11 protein-coding genes are annotated in these 17,429 nt (G+C 58.5%); 9 read left to right on the top strand and 2 right to left on the bottom strand.

What is annotated here, in order from left to right:
• Window positions 1–18 precede the first annotated feature (18 nt).
• The 3 genes from OVY01_RS08310 (at window position 19) to OVY01_RS08315 (ending at window position 1,639) form a co-directional block, all read left to right on the top strand.
• A complete protein-coding gene (locus tag OVY01_RS08310; protein WP_267846988.1) occupies window positions 19–777 on the top strand; it encodes a hypothetical protein in 759 nt (252 codons plus the stop codon).
• A gap of 139 nt (window positions 778–916) precedes the next feature.
• Window positions 917–1,069, top strand: coding sequence for a DUF5993 family protein (locus tag OVY01_RS23265; protein ID WP_432422197.1), 153 nt, complete (start codon window positions 917–919; stop codon window positions 1,067–1,069).
• Between the two features lie 12 nt (window positions 1,070–1,081).
• Complete coding sequence (locus OVY01_RS08315) at window positions 1,082–1,639, top strand: disulfide bond formation protein B (protein ID WP_267846989.1); 558 nt, start codon at window positions 1,082–1,084, stop codon at window positions 1,637–1,639.
• 147 nt (window positions 1,640–1,786) lie between these two features.
• On the opposite strand, the gene OVY01_RS08320 is transcribed toward OVY01_RS08315, so the two are convergent.
• Both OVY01_RS08320 and OVY01_RS08325 read right to left on the bottom strand, forming a co-directional pair.
• Window positions 1,787–3,808 carry an IpaD/SipD/SspD family type III secretion system needle tip protein gene (locus tag OVY01_RS08320; RefSeq protein WP_267846990.1) on the bottom strand — a complete coding sequence of 674 codons (2,022 nt, stop codon included), beginning with the start codon at window positions 3,806–3,808 and terminating at the stop codon, window positions 1,787–1,789.
• Between the two features lie 92 nt (window positions 3,809–3,900).
• The gene (locus tag OVY01_RS08325) at window positions 3,901–5,604 is read right to left on the bottom strand and encodes an ankyrin repeat domain-containing protein (protein ID WP_267846991.1); all 1,704 of its coding nucleotides are present in this window, start codon (window positions 5,602–5,604) and stop codon (window positions 3,901–3,903) included.
• A 330-nt stretch (window positions 5,605–5,934) separates the two neighbouring features.
• Between OVY01_RS08325 and OVY01_RS08330 the strand changes: the two genes are divergently transcribed.
• The 6 genes from OVY01_RS08330 to OVY01_RS08355 all read left to right on the top strand — a co-directional run bounded on the left by OVY01_RS08330 (window position 5,935) and on the right by OVY01_RS08355 (window position 17,340).
• Window positions 5,935–10,014, top strand: coding sequence for a hypothetical protein (locus tag OVY01_RS08330; protein WP_267846992.1), 4,080 nt, complete (start codon window positions 5,935–5,937; stop codon window positions 10,012–10,014).
• A gap of 600 nt (window positions 10,015–10,614) precedes the next feature.
• Window positions 10,615–11,298, top strand: coding sequence for a hypothetical protein (locus OVY01_RS08335; RefSeq protein WP_267846993.1), 684 nt, complete (start codon window positions 10,615–10,617; stop codon window positions 11,296–11,298).
• 11 nt (window positions 11,299–11,309) lie between these two features.
• Window positions 11,310–11,816 carry a CS1 type fimbrial major subunit gene (locus OVY01_RS08340; RefSeq protein WP_267846994.1) on the top strand — a complete coding sequence of 169 codons (507 nt, stop codon included), beginning with the start codon at window positions 11,310–11,312 and terminating at the stop codon, window positions 11,814–11,816.
• A gap of 13 nt (window positions 11,817–11,829) precedes the next feature.
• Window positions 11,830–14,616: a TcfC E-set like domain-containing protein gene (locus OVY01_RS08345; protein WP_267846995.1), complete on the top strand. Its 2,787-nt coding sequence runs from the start codon at window positions 11,830–11,832 to the stop codon at window positions 14,614–14,616.
• 86 nt (window positions 14,617–14,702) lie between these two features.
• A complete protein-coding gene (locus tag OVY01_RS08350; protein WP_267846996.1) occupies window positions 14,703–15,830 on the top strand; it encodes a CblD like pilus biogenesis initiator family protein in 1,128 nt (375 codons plus the stop codon).
• 313 nt (window positions 15,831–16,143) lie between these two features.
• On the top strand, window positions 16,144–17,340 hold the full coding sequence (locus OVY01_RS08355; RefSeq protein ID WP_267846997.1) for an MFS transporter: 1,197 nt from the start codon (window positions 16,144–16,146) through the stop codon (window positions 17,338–17,340).
• Window positions 17,341–17,429 lie beyond the last annotated feature (89 nt).

A 17,429-nucleotide genomic window follows, 5' to 3' on the forward strand; every position in this document is an offset into this window, starting at 1 on the left:
CAGCATGGAGGTGCGGTAATGGATGATGCGGTGCTGACGCGCATATACGGGTATCACGGCCGACGCGCCGAGGATGTCTATAACGCCACCCGGTTCCCTGAACGCCGCTACGCGGTCTACGGCGTTGACGGATACAACCGGATGCTATCGGGCGCTTTGGAGCGGGTCGACAATAGCGTGCCCCGCCCCTACGCCAGCGCCTACGACGGCTGGATCGATGAACGCGACGCAGCGAGCGAGGCCCGGCGCGCGAATCGCGACGCACCGACACGTTCCGGCCCGTCATCGACTGACCAGGGGCGGCGATATTCCCATCGTGTGCCGAGGGCCGTGGATAACGCGACGCGGGTCGCGGCGTCGACGGTGGAGACGGGAAGGGAAAAAAAGACAGCCGCCGCGACCGGCAAGCTGCCGGTCGCGATGGCCACGGACGTGGCGCTTCCGGCAGGTCAGACGAGCCGGACGGGTCAGGCGCTTCCGGCAGGTCAGACGAGTCGCACAGGTCAGGCAAGTCGGGCGAGCGGGTCGTCCCGTGTCGGCGATGTTCGCCTGGTCCTCAACATGCCCGCTGATTCGACCGTCACGATCTGGCATCCCGCGTCGACCGCCGTCGTGGTATCGAACGGCGCAGCCGAGGCAACGCGGCGGGATGGCTCATGGAGACGGCATGAGCCCAGCCTTGCGGAAGCGATCAAGGCGGAAATCCGCGAGGACATCACGCGGCGGTTGAGACGCAATCGTCCAGGCGGCCGATGTAGTGGCCGCTTTCATGAATAGATGGCGCGTCGCTGACCCTTTCGACATTGCCGATGGCGGTAGGCACCGTCAATCGCCATGTGGGCGCCGGTGGCGCCGTCGTTCGACGATCGATTGAATTTTTCACCGCAACACGGAGTTGGTCTCCGAAAGGCTATTCATGTTCCTACCTTTTTTACTTGCCGCTGCCATGACGACGTACTCAATGCTTCGAGAAAGGGAATGGGCATATGTCTCATGGGGTTCGATGCTGGTGCTGATATTGATTTTTTTCCGTTATCACGCGTCCGACGTCCTCTCCCTCTCTTTCTGAAACGCAATGCCCATGAAGCGAATTTTCCTGAACGGTCTCGGACCTTACATCAACGAATTGTCCTTGCTGATCATCACGGGGACACTGTTCACCGCCTTTTACTATCAGCTGGTACTGAATGAAATTCCCTGTCCGCTTTGCTTGTTGCAGCGTGCATCAATCGTCTTGATTGGCGCGGGATTCCTGTTCAATATTCAGTTCGGCACATCCACGCGCCATTTCGGCATGGCGCTGGTCGGGTGTGTCGTGACGGCCGCGGTCGCCACGCGGCAGGTGTTTCTTCACATTCTGCCGCAGGCGACGGGTTATGGCGGCCGTTTGCTGGGCTTGCATCTCTATACGTGGACGCTGGTTTTCGCCGTGGCGATGATGCTGTGCATCGCCTTCGCGCTGATGCAGCCGGAAGCGCGTCCGGCGAGTAGCGGACGAGTGCCGACACTGGCGAGACGGATCGTGGTCTTGCTGTTCGTGTCCGTCGTCGTCATGAATCTCGCATCGGTTTTTCTTGAGTGCGGCTTGTCGCAATGCGTCGACAATCCCGTAGGCTATAAATGGCTCGACGCGTGGTGACGCCGGGCGCGCGGGAAATGCCGGCTATCGCGCATCGAGGACGACGCGGCTAGAACGGCGGCCCGCCCCCCACCGCTGGAAAGCGGCCCCACGCCGCGGCGGCCGCGAGGACCGCCGCGGCGCGGGGCCGACATCGCAACCGGCTGGTCAGAATTGGAAATATTTCGATTCCGACTCAAGCAACGCCGAGATCGTCGCGCTCATGACGCGGACCAGGTCGTCGAACGTCGTGTTCATCTTGGAAAACTTCTCCGCGATGCTTTGCGACAGATTCTGGACATTGTCCTTCTCGCTCGAGAAGCCCGAATACCACGCATTGTATTGCGTCACGCTGATGTCGCCCTTGCCGTAGTTCTTCAGCGAGTCGCGCATGCCGTTCAAATTCGTCAAATCGAGCGTGAGCGTCGTGGTGCCGTCGGTGTTCTTGGTCGCGATGAAGTTGCCTGCCAGTTCCTTCGACCAATCGGCCTGCGATAGCACGGTGGTGCCGGGGATCGTGAGCGACCAGGCCGACAAGGCATCGATTTTTCCTTGAATCTCCGAGCGTAGGGCGTCGGCGTCGAACGTGACTTTCGAGCCGTCGCCGGTCGCCTGGACGTACTTGGATAGATCCGCGACGATGTCGGTGATCGACTGCGTGTATTTCATGTACTGGGTTATCAGATCGCCGTAGGGGTCGATGATGGCGGCCTTCGCTTCGCCGATCGTCGCCTTCAGGCCGCCATATTGGGCCGCGTCCGACCGTGCCAGGCTGTCGAGGGCGGCATTCACGGCGGCGATGTCGGGATTCCAGGTCTCGAATTTCGCCGGTATGCCCTTGGTAACTTCCGCCAGCCAATCGGTGACATTGGTATTTTGACCGAGCCAATCTCCCGCGATGTTGTACATTTCCCGTGCGGCTCCCCCCTCGCCCCTGTCGTATTTATCTTCGTCCGTCGGCGTGCCACCGTATTTTTCCCGCCATGCGGCAAGGTATGCATTGCCGTCGTCAATGGTTTTTTGGAACTTGGCCGAAGGTTCGACGAAATAGCCGCCGGCGGGATCGCTCCGGAAATTATAGAAGTCAGCCAGACTGGCAGGAGGAAGCACGCTGATGTGCGAGATCTGAGTGACCGAATCCTTCAGTTTCTGCACGGCGGCACAAGCCTGCGAATACGTGGGCGCTGAATAACCCGGTTCTCTCGTGCCATCTCCGGCCGAGGCGTTCCAGAGGACGCCAGCGGCGTTGAAGTCACCCAGCAGCCGATCGCAGAACGCCTGGTCTTCGATATAGGACTGTACCGGTCCCAGATTGAGCCGATACGCTTCGAAGTGCCCTTTCCCGGGCAGGGAGATGTCGCTGATTTGCCAGGCACCGCCCAGTGCGACGGACGCATAGGCGGGATCGATGCCGGCGCCGACGATCAGCGGTGCGCTGAACTGGTCGGCGAACGCCTGGGACCTTTGCTTGCAACCCTCCGGGTCCGACGCGGAGTTCGCCTCGATGTAGGCGGCAAGGGTTTGGTAGGCCGCGGCGTATTGCGCGTAATAGGCCTTGAGGTCGTCGAGCGTATCGATCGTGATCGCGTCGACGGCCGCTGGCGTATCCGTGGGCGGATCGCTGGCCACGGGCGCGTTCGCGGCCGGATCGTCGGCGCGGTCCGCGTCGCCGGCCTGTGCCCCGGGCGTCGGGGCGGGGGCGGCCGACGCGCCGAGTCCGCTTTCCGAGCCGCGCGCGGGCTGCGGCGAGGCATCGCGCGCCTGCCGGTCCGGCGTTGCGACGTCCAGCCGGGTGTTCACCCGGTCTTGCAGCGTGGCGAATGCCTGCGCCTGCGCGGCTCGGTGACTTTGAATCGCCAGCCCGATGTTGCCGGTCTCGCCCTTGACCGCGGCGTCCAGGATGCGTTGCAGGCGGCGTCGGGCAGCGGTCGACGGATCGGCGAGGGGTGCGGTTCCGGTGGTCGGCCCGGGATTCGCCATGGCGTCGGTCAGGCCGCGCAACGGGGCGGCGTCGGTCAAACGGGCGACGACGCCGCCCGGAATGGCTTCCGGGTCGAATGCCATGAGCGCGCCGCTCTCGGCCACATCCGGTACGGCATCGCGCGCCGCCGGTGGCTGCGCAGGGAAGGTCGCCATGTCCCGGCGAAGACGGATGTCGTCACGCGCAGCGTCGGTCAGATTCATCACCATCCATGTTCTCCAAAAGAATTGAAGAACTTTTATATCCAATCCTGGAGCCGGGGCGCGCCCAGAAAACGGTCATCCGTCGCATGCCGCCCCCATCAGCGCGATCCACCCGTTTCTCCAGCGGACGCGTTCCCGGAGTGCGACGGGGCGATGGCGGCTCGGCGATTCACGTAGCGGGGGTGCCGTCGCAACGCAACGCTGATTCGATCGTGGACGTCGCGCGTATTGTTTTGATGACAATGGCGAAGATATTGCTCCGGCGTTCTCCAGCGATCATCCGCGCAGAGAATGGGCTTGCTGACATCCACGCGCTCGCATTGAATCAAAACGTCGAAGTTTCGGTTGTCCGCCAACGTGCACATCGTATAGATCGCGGCGGTCAGCGGCGTGTGCGCGACATGATGGACAGTGTCATAGTATTCGACGGCATTGATATCGATGCGTGGATCCTCGACAAGCAGGGCAAACCTGCCAGGGTTTTTCGGGAAAACGTCATTGACGAGGGACGGATCGTCGAGCGCGATGTCGTCTCTCGACAGCAGATAGCGAACCACGTCCACGCCGTCGCCGGAAAGATCCGCCAACTGCGTCTGTAGCGCGGTGAAGCCGAATCGCCTGTCGTTCACGCTGAATTTTCCCGACTCTATCAGGTACCGCATCGTGTCCAGATCGTTGTATTCCGCCGCCAGCGCGACATATCCCGGTTCGTCGCATTTCTGGGACGGAATGGCGTGGCGTACGCACGTCACGATGGCCTCCACCGCGTGCTTGTTGCGGTAGCGAATGGCCGCTTCGAGAATGGGCCGGTCCAGAAGAAAATCCGGGAGTAAATCGGACGGCTCCTTGATGATGCGGCCATTGAGTTCGGTGGTCATGTCGAGAAGGACGGCATACGTATCGCGGCTCAGGTCATGATGGAGCGATTCGGCCAGCAGCGTACGACCGTTGATCATGACGTCGTCGATCTTGAAACCGTGATCGGCGAAGAACCGGATGATTTTGGCCTCGTCGGCCAGCGCCGCGCGTACCGTTTCACGCTCGCGCCTTTCGATTGGCCATTTGCGTCTGAGGACGCTTTCCACCGTGTCGCGCATTCTGCGGTTGACATCGTACAACGCGACGAGCGAGCCGGCGTCCGCTCGCTCGGCAATGGCATCGAGATCCTCTTGCGGCAAATCCAGCAGCATCACGGATGACGATATGAACGAGCCTCGGTGTTCGCTCGCACCGGGTTCGCGAGTTTCCCGCATGCGAAGGCCGGCGACTTCCGTCGCGTCGCCATGCACCGGCGCGGACGACGCTTCGGAACTATCCCGCGGCGGTGGTGGTGGAGGCGGCGGCGGTGGCAATGACACGGTATTCTGCCGTAGGTCCGGACGTGGTGCCCGGGCCATTGCAGCGCCGGCAGACAAGTCACGCCGTCCGCTCAGGCCTTGCTCCAGGATCGTCTGCAACCGGTGCCGCGTCGTCCTTGGCATCGAGGCGGGCGTTCCGGTCCCGTCGAGGCCGTATCGTCGTCCGTAGCGGTGGTTGGACGACGAAACCAGCACCCCGCGCAGGTCAGCAGCGAACGTCCCATTCCGCTCGGCCGCCGACGTGTTCAGCGTTTGCGTTCCAGGGTGGGCATTGCGGATGGCATCTATCCGTTCGGGGAACGTTTCACCGTCGCGCCCGTCGCGGCGTCGTATCGTGGATGTTTCCGCGCCATGATCGCTTCTGGCCTCGCTCTGGCGCGGGATCGGAGCGAAGCCTTCGCGATCCGGATGAGGCGCGCTTGTGACGTCATACGTGGATTTCATTTCGCAGCTCCCTTTTTTCCGGAATCGACATTACCGAATGATGGGGTTTGTCGAGTCTATCAAAAAACGGTCATTGCCAATCAATTAGGAAATTTGAATATCGATATCTTGCATCGTACCGCGCCATCGATGGAGTCGAAAGCGGGCCGAAGGTGCAAACGGAATTAGACAAATGCGACTGAATCGTTGAAAATCGCTATACGCCGCTCGGGCGATTTCTCGGGGAAGGGTCGATGCCCGATAAATCATTGTCGATTGATGTGTAATACTTAACGAAAGCGCGGTACGTGTTCAGGTGGTGCCGGGCGTTTCGAGAAAAAATAATCGACCATGCCGAAACTGCGGCGTTTTCCAGTTCCACGAGTGCCGTCGTCTGATTCGTCCGATTTCCCTTTTGCAACGGGCGACAACTACACAGGCGAGCCGGGCAGCGTGATTCGCGCCTACCAGCCACCCTGTTCCGCTGTCCAACCGAGATCATCTTTTATGCACGTGACGTCCAATGAGCATTCGCTTTTTTCTCCCGATTTCGGTGAAACCGATACGATAAGTGTCGAGACGGAAGAGAAACATCCGTTGCGAAGCGCATCGCTGCCGGACCATCTTGTCTCCGTCTCGCAGTCATCCAAAACCAATGTTGCCGGATCGGGTGAAGGGATGCCGCATCGCACCATTTATCGATGGCCGCGCGTGGCGGATCTTTCTTTTTTCGACAAGGGCACGCAGAGCGTTCATGATGTCGAGCTTCAGCAAATTCTCACGCAAGGCGGGGCGCTGAAAAGTAAAGCGGAAGCATTTTCCGATGCGATGTCCGCGAGGAATGGCTCGCTGACATCGCTGCCTATCCGATTGACGGGAACGATGGGACTGGTTTTGGGAGGGGTGGTCGGTTTTTACGCCGCTCGTTCCGTTTGGCAAGCCTGGACAGGAAGAAGCGACGAACCGGAAGTCGACGAAAAAAGGAGGATTCACCGGGATAGTCTCCCGGCGCGGGAAGACTCCGCTATGGAACAATCCGCGTCATTTGCGCCAGAGCATTTGCCAATGCCGGCAGCCTTGGAAGGGAGCCCGGAAAAGCCGAATGAAAGAAACCAGGGTAATCATATTGTTTTCATCAATGTAAATAATATGGAATACGATGTTTTGATAAACAGGTTGATTTCTCCGAAATCGGTTTTTGATGTGATGATATCAATTCCAGATAAAAAATATTACGACGACTACATAAGGGTTATCTTCGAGGAGGTGGTTCATAATGCCACGAAAATTTCTTCCAACGGACGAATCGAAGAGGGTGCATTTATAAATTCGTTGAAAAAACATTTTCGATACATATTGGATTCCCTGGAAAAGATGAAGTTGACTGGCAGCCCGGGATTATGCGATTTAAAACAAAGATGTTTTTCAATATTTAAAATATTAAACGACCCGATCGTTGATGGAAGTCTTCCCGGACAGGGTTCGGTTGCACGAGATTTGAATAGCGAGGCATTCGATGCGCTTGACGTCTTTGAAGCAGAAAAGCTTCGCCACGAGCTGAGGAGCGCTCTGATTTGTTTGATGAGAGAAAGCTGTGATCCGGCAATCAGCGCCAGGGCAGAGATAATCGTGGGACATGCCCGACGTGTATTCTCCGAAATTTCTTCTTTGAAAAATTCGGGTTCATTGCAAGCCATCGTGATCAAAAATGTCGCGCGAAGGTTGAATAAAATGGATAAGGATTTTCATAGAGGCATTGATGCGCCGGAATTTTCGAGAAAATTGAATTACCGTTCCATATGCGCTTCTTTGAAAGGCCGCGATGATTTTTCATCGAACAAAGATATATCGTACATATCTTGTCTGATAGCATGCGGCACAATTATTCCCGACCTGGTGGGATTGTCGGAAAATGGCTTGTACAATTTGACCGATCCTTCGGTTCTGAATGACGTATTGCTTGATTTGAAAAAGGAAAAAACGGAAGCTGCCCGAAAATTTGTTTCGACCAACACTCTTGCGATTTTGCCCGTTCCAGAAAAGCGGTCGATGTGGCAGGCTCAAGTGTCGTCGTCGCTTGACACCTGGGTGGACGGCGATTCGCGCTTCGTGAGCGAAAAAAGGCTTGGCTACGACGACGTGACGAACGAGGAATTCACTCCCAAGCTGGTCGTTGACATGGTGAAACTCACCATGGACCGAAATTTCTACAATAGATATTTTCATATTGTTCTGAGGAATGCAATTTCCGGGACGGAAGCGGAGAATTCGAATGAAAAAATTGGAGTCGAAAATTTCATATCCGTTCTCAAGGTAAAAGTCGACTATATTTTAAAGAAATTAAACAATAAAAATATGCTTCGAAGTCCGGGGCTGTGCGATCTGCAATCCCATTGCCTGAATGTTTTGAAGTTTCTTTATCCAAAAACGAGTCTGACGCCGATCGACACACATTACCATGACCTGAATTTCCAACCGGAGTCTGGCACCGGCAGCCTGACCGACATGAGCGCGGCGGTACGAGAAATTCTGGGTGCCGGGGGAATCGAGCGCATCGCGGAAGAAATACGAAGCGTTCTGGTGTGTCTGAGTAAAAAAGATTGTAAATCCAGATTGAGTCGCGAAACCAGAATAATCTTGCGAAATGCCGGATCGATTTTCAGTGAATCCTTCACTTTGTCTCGTTCTCACGTTCTGCAAAAACTGATTTTTGAAAATGTCAGTATCAATCTGTTCAACATTTATTCGAAAGTCAGCGGAGAAATCGGACATTCCGGGTTCCTGCGCGATTTGAGCGCGTTTGAAATATCGGGTTTGCTTGCTTCCCTGAATGAACCGGAAACGGATTTCGGTAAAACGCTTATATCGCTGTCGATGGCGCATGCCCTGATCATCCCTGATTTGATAGATCTGTGCGAAGGTATCGGCGCCACCCGCGTGCATCCGGTCATTCTGAAAAATATCCTAAAGGATATTGCACCCGACAACAGGATTTTCGGGGTGGAGGCCAGTTTCAATGGCTCGTTCATCGCTTCTTGCGTGGAGGATCGGGAAAAAACTATGCAACCCGAGTTCTCCGAAGCGACCCTCGAATCCGATCCGGGGAACATGACGATTCCTTTCTCCTCGCTGAACCGGACGACAACGGCCGATCAAGATGCGGAGGCGGCGCTGAAAGATGTCCTGGGCGTGGACGATGCGGTCGACCTGGTCGATGACGGTATCGATACCGATATCGGCGCCGCGACCGGAATCGTGATCGGAGGCGGGGTTGGGGTCGGGATCGGAGCTGGCGCGGCCATGGCGTCCGGCTCGGCCGGCGCGAGCGGAACCGGCGCGGCGGCCGCGGCGAATTCGGCAGGTGTCGCGGGCCGCGAGGGCGTGGACGTACGACCTGCGATCCACGAGACGTCGAGGGTCGCCGCCGCGGAGAGCAGGGACCCGGGCGAGTTTGTCTACCCGGCGATATCCCACGCGCTGGATAGACGGGCCTCATCGATCGCCAAGGACAGCGAGGAAGAAAGGAAAAGTTATGTCTACGATGAAATCAGCAAGGTTTACCGTGCCACGGAATATATCATTGCGCGCGGTTTGACGGTGCAGAGTGATGATCCGGCCAATATCGTGGAATCCAAAATCATGGCCAAATCGCACATAGAATACACGCGGGAAAACCTGTCGAAAATGAGGTCGATGTTCGAGCAAATCGAGCGGCAAAGCGCGATGGGAGTTGTATTTAAAAACCACATCATTGAATATTTTTCCAGGCTGTTCAACAGCATGGACGATTCCCTGATCTACAGCGTGTTGTCGAGATTGAAGGAGGTGGCGGTAAGAACCGAGAAATACCTGGAAAAGCTTACGGAAGGAAATTTCGAGGACCTATGGTTCGTCACATCCAAGGGGGACGTCGCCCGGCAAGGAGACGGAAATGAATTCTTCACCCTGCTGAGCGCGGATCACCTCAATGAAATGCCGTTTGCCGCGACATACAGTTCCGACAAATCGATCATGGTGATATACGCGGAAAAATCGCAGATGACCAATATCGAACATCCGGTGGCGTATCGTCGTTATCAAACGCATCACCTCGGGGAAACCTTTTTTCACGAGTGCACGCACTTTTCGTCCTGCACGCAGGATTACATGTACTTCACACGCACGTCGACCGGACGGGCGAAAAGCGCGGCGGACATGATGAAGGAATTTCATGCGAATCTGAAGGCTGGAAGGATCGGGGAAGACCTTCGGCACTTGATAAACAACTATTGCAGAATATATGGCAAAGCGGTTCCGAAGGATTTTTATTCGTTTTTCGAATCGGAATTGAAATTAAAATCATACGTCATCATGAACAATGCTCCATCCTATGAAGTGTTTTTTCGCGACATCGTGGAATTGAAGAAATTCGACGCTATTCCGCCGCGCTAGAACATCGATGCATCGCGTTTGGCGCGCTTCGTTCCGAACGCATCGGCCAGGCGAGGCCGCGTTCCGGGCGGCGCGATTTCACAGAAGACGCCTCCTTCTTCCAAGGCGCCGCACAGGGTGGCTAGGCATTCGCCGTCTCGCGGCCACGGTTCCCAGGCGCATGACGGTGCGCTTCACACCAAGGCAACCACCTTCCGGCGGTTGATGGTCGTCCTTCCACCAGTACAAGAAAATCGACCGTACGGTATGGGGTGCGAGCGTCCTATACGGGAACATCGGTGTGGCGCGCAGGGCACTCGACCGATATTCCTGGCCGTGATGCGTCTGCCGCCATGGGATATACATGCGGGCTGAACCGCATCATCAAGCGCTTTTGGGCGTGCGCCCATGCACATCGCGGGCTTCACCCATTAGCGCGGGCGGCCGATCGAACTACTATTTGGCCTTCCCGCTGCGTGCACTCCGCTTTCGCCGCACACAGATGCTGCTCTCTATCCTTGCTTATCTAAAAATCAGATGAAATTATTCCGAAGCACTCTCGCATGTGCGCTGCTTCTGTCTTTTCTGACGCCCGCGTATGCCGCCGTCGAAGTCTACCCGATGATGTCGACGATTTCAGCCAAAGACAATGGATTGGGAGAACTGAAGATACTGTCACGTTCCGATGTCACGCAATATATCCAGGTTTCGGTCATGCGAGTCACGCATCCCGGAACGGATCACGAGAAAAACGTGCCGGTCTCTCCCGTCGACGAACCGACCCTGGTGGCATCGCCGCAGCGATTGATTCTCGAGCCTCGCCAGGTACATGTGGTGCGATTGATCGTCGAGGGTTCGCCCAATAAGGAAACGCTCTATCGCGTCGCGATCAAGCCGGTTGCCGCGCCCACGGCCGGCGTCGATCATCCGGCCAGCGGCATATCCACCTCGGTCGGCCTTTCGATTGTATGGGCGCCGCTGGTGACGGTCGCTCCCGCCGTCTCCGCGCCGGCATGGTCGATCGATCGGGTACACGGCGTTTTGGCCAACGACGGCAATGTCCATTTGGGCGTCGACAAGGTCGCCTACTGCGCATCGGAGACCGATGCGAACAGCTGTCGGTGGCAAAGCGTCAAACACATCGTATACGTCGGTGAAAAATTGGGCCTCGATGCAAGGCCGGATCGGCCCGGCGATACATTCAGAATCGAATACAAGACACCGGATGGTCAGGTGCGCAACGAAGCTCGGGGCCCGTCGCCCCAGCCAGTACGCGATATGCGTGCTGTAAAACACGACAACTGAAAGGAAAAAAAATGAAAGTCACAAAAATCATCGGCGCGCTTGCGATGGCGGTCTGCGCGCCGGCGTTTGCCAGCGGAAAGGACGTGGGCGGATCGAGTATCACGCAGTTGTTCTACGTTACCGCGAACGTCAATACGATGCTGCAACTGACGGCGCTCGATGGAAGCGCGCTGGATCCAAACGTCACGATGGCCTACAGCCTGCTCAAGAAATCGCTGGCACCGGCCGATGTCGACGCTATCCTCGCCACCAACGACACCGCCAACAATATCGTCGCGTCGGTTCCGTACACCCCCGTGCTGTTTAGCGGTACCAATCAGATTCCGCTGACGGTGAAGATGAATGGCGTGCCGTTGACCCAGGCGGAAACGGTGTTTCAGACAAAGACGCTGTTCTCGACAGGCGATACCGCGGCGATCGATTTCAACTTTTCCCCGACGTGGCCCACCGCCGCCATCCCGCAAGGAGCCTACAAGGGGACGGTGACGGTGATGTTGCAGCAGCAGACGCCGTCGTAAAAGGAGCAATATTATGCGTTCGGTGTCTTGCATCGCCGTCTGGGGATTACTATTACTGGAATCGGTTGCACCGCTGCGTGCAACGGCGGCGCAGGCACCGGCGGACCGGGTGCCCCCAGGGTTCGAGAACCTCGCTGCCATTGGTGAGTCGGCGCGTATCGAAGTACGCGTCGGAGGCAGACGTCTGGGCCTGTTCGATGCGCGCGTAACCGCCAAAGACATCGTGTTCTCGAATCCGGCGGGCATCCTGGCAGCATTGCCGCTGAAAAAGGGCATCGACGAAAAGGATCGGACGTTGCTGCTGCGGCGTCTGGAGAACCCGATGGCACGCCATAGCGATCTGGTCTGTGGCTTGCAAGGGCAGGACGTTGCCGGGTGCGACTACATCGATACGAAAAGTATCGATATCATCTACGACGAATCGGAGGAACAGGCCGACATATTCATTTCAAAATCATGGCTCGCGTCGGACGGTCCCGCACATCCGGAACGTTTCAGCGTTTCCCCGGATACGTCGCGAGCCTTCATCCAGCGCAATTCCGTGGTCATTGCGGGATCGTCCGGATACCGAAGCGCGAGTCTGAACGCGCACGCGGTTCTGGGCGCGACCGATAGCAGTTTCATCGCGTCCGATTATACTTTTTCATACAATGGGAGCGAATGGGGGCAGCAGACGTCGGCGGATGTCAGCAACCTCTATTATCGTTACGATATCGGCCGCCGTCTGTATCTACAGGCGGGCCGGATGGATGCGCGGGATTTGTCGACGCAGTTCGGAGGCACGTTCGCGTTTTCGATGCTGCCCCTGCCGCGTATGGACGGGATACGGATCGGCACGACACAAGCGTATGTCAATCCCGATTCGGAAAGCAAACGCACTCCCGTCACCATCTTGCTGTCTCAAAACGCGCGCGTCGACGCATATCGCGGCGCGCAACTGCTATCGAGCAGCTATTTTCGGTCCGGGATTCATCAGATCGATACCCAGGCATTTCCGCCCGGGACCTATCTTTTGACGTTGCGCGTCGTCGAGAACGGACGCGAAGTCCGTACCGAAACCCAACCGTTTTCGCGGGTCGACGGCGGGCTTGGCACGCCCGGCGCATTTCAGTGGTTCGTGCAGGCGGGAAAATCCGGTTCCGACGGCTATTCACGCGCGACGCCTGGACAGGTAATGTCCGGCGGGATCAAGCTGTCGCTGAGCAGCGATACCAGCGTGACTTTCGGCGTGGCGGGCCAGGCCGGCGCGATCTACAGCGAGGGACGCCTGGATTGGCAGCGCCAGTTCGCCGCGGGCACGGCGGACATCAGCGCAGCGATTTTCGCGGGCAACGACGGCTCGCACGGGAACGCGGAGAGCCTCGACTGGAGCGGACCCTATTCCGCGTTGCTTGCCTGGACGAATACCGGTTCGAGCGATTGCAGCGCGTCGCGGGCGTCATCGTGTGAATCGGATGTGACGGCCTCTGTATCGCACGCGCTGTATGGGTGGGACGTGCGTGTCGGATTGACGCATGCCAGTTCCGAATGGCTGTACGGGGACCTGATGCCCGGCTCCAGCGCGGTAGTCGACCCCGAGGACGGCCGGTATCGCCCGCAGTACTTTCCCGCGACTGCCTTGCGTCATGCATGGGTGCATAGACGAAGCCGCTCGTCCACCGTGCAGTTATCGGTATCGCACGTCTTCGAATGGCGCAATCTCGATATCGATACGGACGCCAGTCTGTACTTTCGGCGAGTCAATCGCCATGACGACAGAGGGGCCTATCTGTCACTTCAGCTGCATCATGCCGCCCCGTCGGGGAGCGCGGACGGGGCGATGAATTTCGATGGCGCGTTGACATACAGCCTCGAAAGCACACCGCAGGGGGTGCAGAATCAGATGGGAATGTCCGGGACCATCCGGCCGCAGGGCGCGCTGCGTGCATCGGCGGGAACGAGCATGTCCGTCGATCAACGTGGTGATATCGACGCCGCCGTCACCGGCAGGGCGGAAGGACGGGACGGGAGTATCGATGTCGGTCTCAGCGACCATTACGATGCCCGCACCGGCGCGGCGCTCCCCGCTTTCAGCGGAACGTATTCCGGCACGGTCGCGTTGTCGCCGGCGGGCGTCCTCATCGGGGACGATTCCGGAGACGCCAATCCCATGGCGGCCGTCATCGTATCGATGAAGGGCGACCACGCGGCCTCGTCGCAGACGGTGGCGAGGGTGCGGGGTGATGGCGTGGCCTCGCAAAACATGCGCATCGGCGAGAGTGCATTTCTTCCGCAGTCGGCATACCGGCCCGTGGACGTCGATATCGAGGATCCCGATGCCAGGCAGGGTGCGGGCGTCGCTTCCGTGAAGGAGGGGCTCGGGAAACGGACATGGTTCATGGTGCCGGGCCACGTGGGTCGCCAGTTCGCGACGGCGCAATTCACCTATACCTATGTCGGAAGATTGACGGCGGGTGACAAGAGCGATCTCGCGAACGGCATCATTCTGGCTGGCGATTTCGTTGAAATCAATGACGACGGCACGTTCGCCGCAGACTTTCACCATCGATTGAAGGCGCTCGATGTTCTGTTGGGAAATGCATTATTCGAATGCATGATGCCCTCGACGCCATCGCGCCAATCGCTCTTCAATGCACACACCGTGCATTGCACGCCGATCCTGTCGTCGGCGCTGCCGCGCGACGTTCGGAACGACGCGCAGGTCATCAAAATGCTCGCGAAGCATCACGTTCCGGTGTCGAAAAACCTGGCGGCGGCCAGCAAGGAAACAGCGACACGCGTTTCGCGGGACGACGGTTGAATGTTCGGCGTCACGGCACGCGCGCCGGTTTTTCATCGGACTGCATCGCCATCCAATGGCGACACGCATTTTACGAGACAAATGAAATGAGATATCAATTTTCAAAGCGATGGCATTTCCTTTCCAACTGCATATTGCTTGCGATATTTTTATTTTGGGGGAGCGACGTTTATGCTTATTACCACAATTTCGATTACGCTTTCGATAAATCGAACGGGTTTGTAGCAACCTCCGTGATATACGGTGGGAGCGAGGAGGATAAAAGCAGATATACCGGGATGGTGTGCGGTTCCGATACCTCTCCAACTTTTGGCGCATGTGACACGAATCCGGGGGCGTTCGGCGAAAAAGCGGAACCGGGACAGACGCCTCTGAAACTGACTTTCACCGAGCAGCGCTCGGGGGCCCTCGCGGTGGTGAATCTCAATCTTTACCGCCGGTATGTGTCGGAAGCGTCGAGCTCGCAATGCAGTTCCGACGGCATGGATACGAAGATCAATGTCATAGGGGACTGCTCCCTCGATTCCGGGGATACAAAGTACTATCTCAGTCTCGCCGACGCGGCCTCGGCACTACCCTATGGCGGCATCTGGACTGCAACCCTGCAACTGCACCAATATAAGTTCGTGCAGAGAAAACTTGTCTGGATACAGTGGGATACGCTTTTCCTTCGGATAAAAATGACAGATGTAAAAAATATGCAGATGTATTTGCCCAATATGAGCAGCGCGAAGCCCACGGTCGATTTGCGACTGGTGGCCAGTCCCTTCGCGAAACCGGACGCGACCGAGAGCGGCGACGCGACGATCGAGTCTTGTCTTTATGATGGGTACAACAGCGACAGCACCAAATTCACGTTGACGGCGATCAATCCGGACGCGAATGACGGCGACTTTTTCGTCACCGCGCGAAATCCAGGAAACCTCGGCGCCGGCGACCGTTCGAAAATTACTTACCAAGTGTTCGCGTCGAGTCCCGGTGATCCGTCCGCACCCGAACTTCCGCTTGCCTCGGGAGCGGCGCACGATTTCACCGTTTCGCCAGGCGCGCAGGTCCGGCAGGTGGCTCTGCCCGGCGTGACCGGTCCGGTGGTCTGCGTTCCATGGTCTCTTCATTTGCATACACCCGCATTCAAGCAAAAAGACAAGCAGGCGGGGTATTACGACGGCAAGCTGAAGGTGCTGTTCAGTCCCTCCACCAACCAGGCGCCTTGAGCGGTATCGCGGAGTCTCGAAAGGGATAAACCTGCTAACATAGCGGCTTTTCCACCGTGCGATACCAAGGGATCGGACTAGCGCGGTGGGCGTGGCGCGGGGTCCCGGCCCGGTGCGCGTGAACGGGTCCCGTTTCGGGACCCCGCACCAGTCGGGTTGCCGACCGGGTTGCCAACGGCCTGCCCGCCTGACGGAACCGCTGCCGGCGCGCAGCCTTCGGGCGTCAGCCAGGCGCCAACCCGCCCGGCGTGCCGGCACGGAGCGTGAACACGCGGCCGGCCGGCATCTCGCCCCGATATCATTGCGGAATTCGATGTCACACTCTCACGCTTCCTCGTCGCGCATGAGCGGGCTGGAGCTGCGCGCGACGTTGTCGCTGGCGGCCATCTTCGCGCTGCGCATGCTCGGCCTGTTCATGATCATGCCGGTCTTCTCGATCTATGCGAAGACCATTCCCGGCGGCGACAACGCCGCGGCGGTCGGTCTGGCGATCGGCATCTACGGTCTGACGCAGTCGCTGTTCTATATTCCCTACGGCTGGTTGTCCGACCGGATCGGCCGCAAACCGGTGATCATCGCCGGCCTTGTCGTGTTCGCGCTGGGCAGCGCCATCGCCGCGCTCGCGCACGACATGACCTGGATCATCATCGGCCGCGCGATTCAGGGCGCCGGCGCGATTTCCTCGGCCATCACCGCCTTCATCGCCGATCTGACCACCGAGGGCAACCGGACCAAGGCGATGGCGATGGTGGGCGGCAGCATCGGCGTCTCGTTCGGCGTGGCGATCATCCTTGCGCCCGTGGTGTTTCGGTGGATCGGCATGAGCGGGCTGTTCTCGGCGATCGGCGTGCTGGCGGTGCTGGCCATCGCCGTGGTCATCTGGGTCGTGCCCGACGCGCCCACCGGGCCGCCGGTGGTGCGCTCGCCGTTCTCCGAGGTCCTGCACAATCCGGAACTGCTGCGCATGAATTTCGGCGTCTATGCGCTGCACGCCACGCAGACCGCGCTGTTCGTGGTGCTGCCGCACATGCTGGAACTGGCCGGGCTGCCGGTCGCCTCGCACTGGCGGGTTTACCTGCCGGTGATGGGCCTGTCCTTCGTGCTGATGGTGCCGGCGATCATCGTCGCGGAGAAGCGCGGCAGGATGAAAGGCGTCATGCTCGGCGCCATTGCCCTGGTGCTGATCGGCCAGCTTGCGCTGGCCGCGTTGCCCGGTATGCTATGGGTTATCGCGCTCGTGCTGCTGGTGTATTTCACCGGCTTCAACGTGCTGGAGGCGTCGCAGCCGTCGATGGTGTCCAAACTCTCGCCCGGGCCCCGCAAGGGCGCCGCGATGGGGGTCTACAACACCTTGCAGGCGCTGGGCCTGTTCTCCGGCGGAGCGATCGGCGGCTGGCTGTCGAAGACGAGCGGCCCGCACGCGGTGTTTTACGGCGCGTCGGCGCTGGTTTTCGTCTGGCTTATAATCGCGAGCCGGATGAAGGCGCCGCCGGTCCGCCAGCCTGTCTGATGCCGCGCCGGAGCGTCCCGGTTGCCCCGGCGTGGACGTGGGCGCCGCGGTGACATGCGGCGGACGCGGGGCAGAAGCGCAGAAATCGA

Source organism: Robbsia betulipollinis, assembly GCF_026624755.1.
In the GTDB taxonomy this organism is placed as follows: domain Bacteria; phylum Pseudomonadota; class Gammaproteobacteria; order Burkholderiales; family Burkholderiaceae; genus Robbsia; species Robbsia betulipollinis.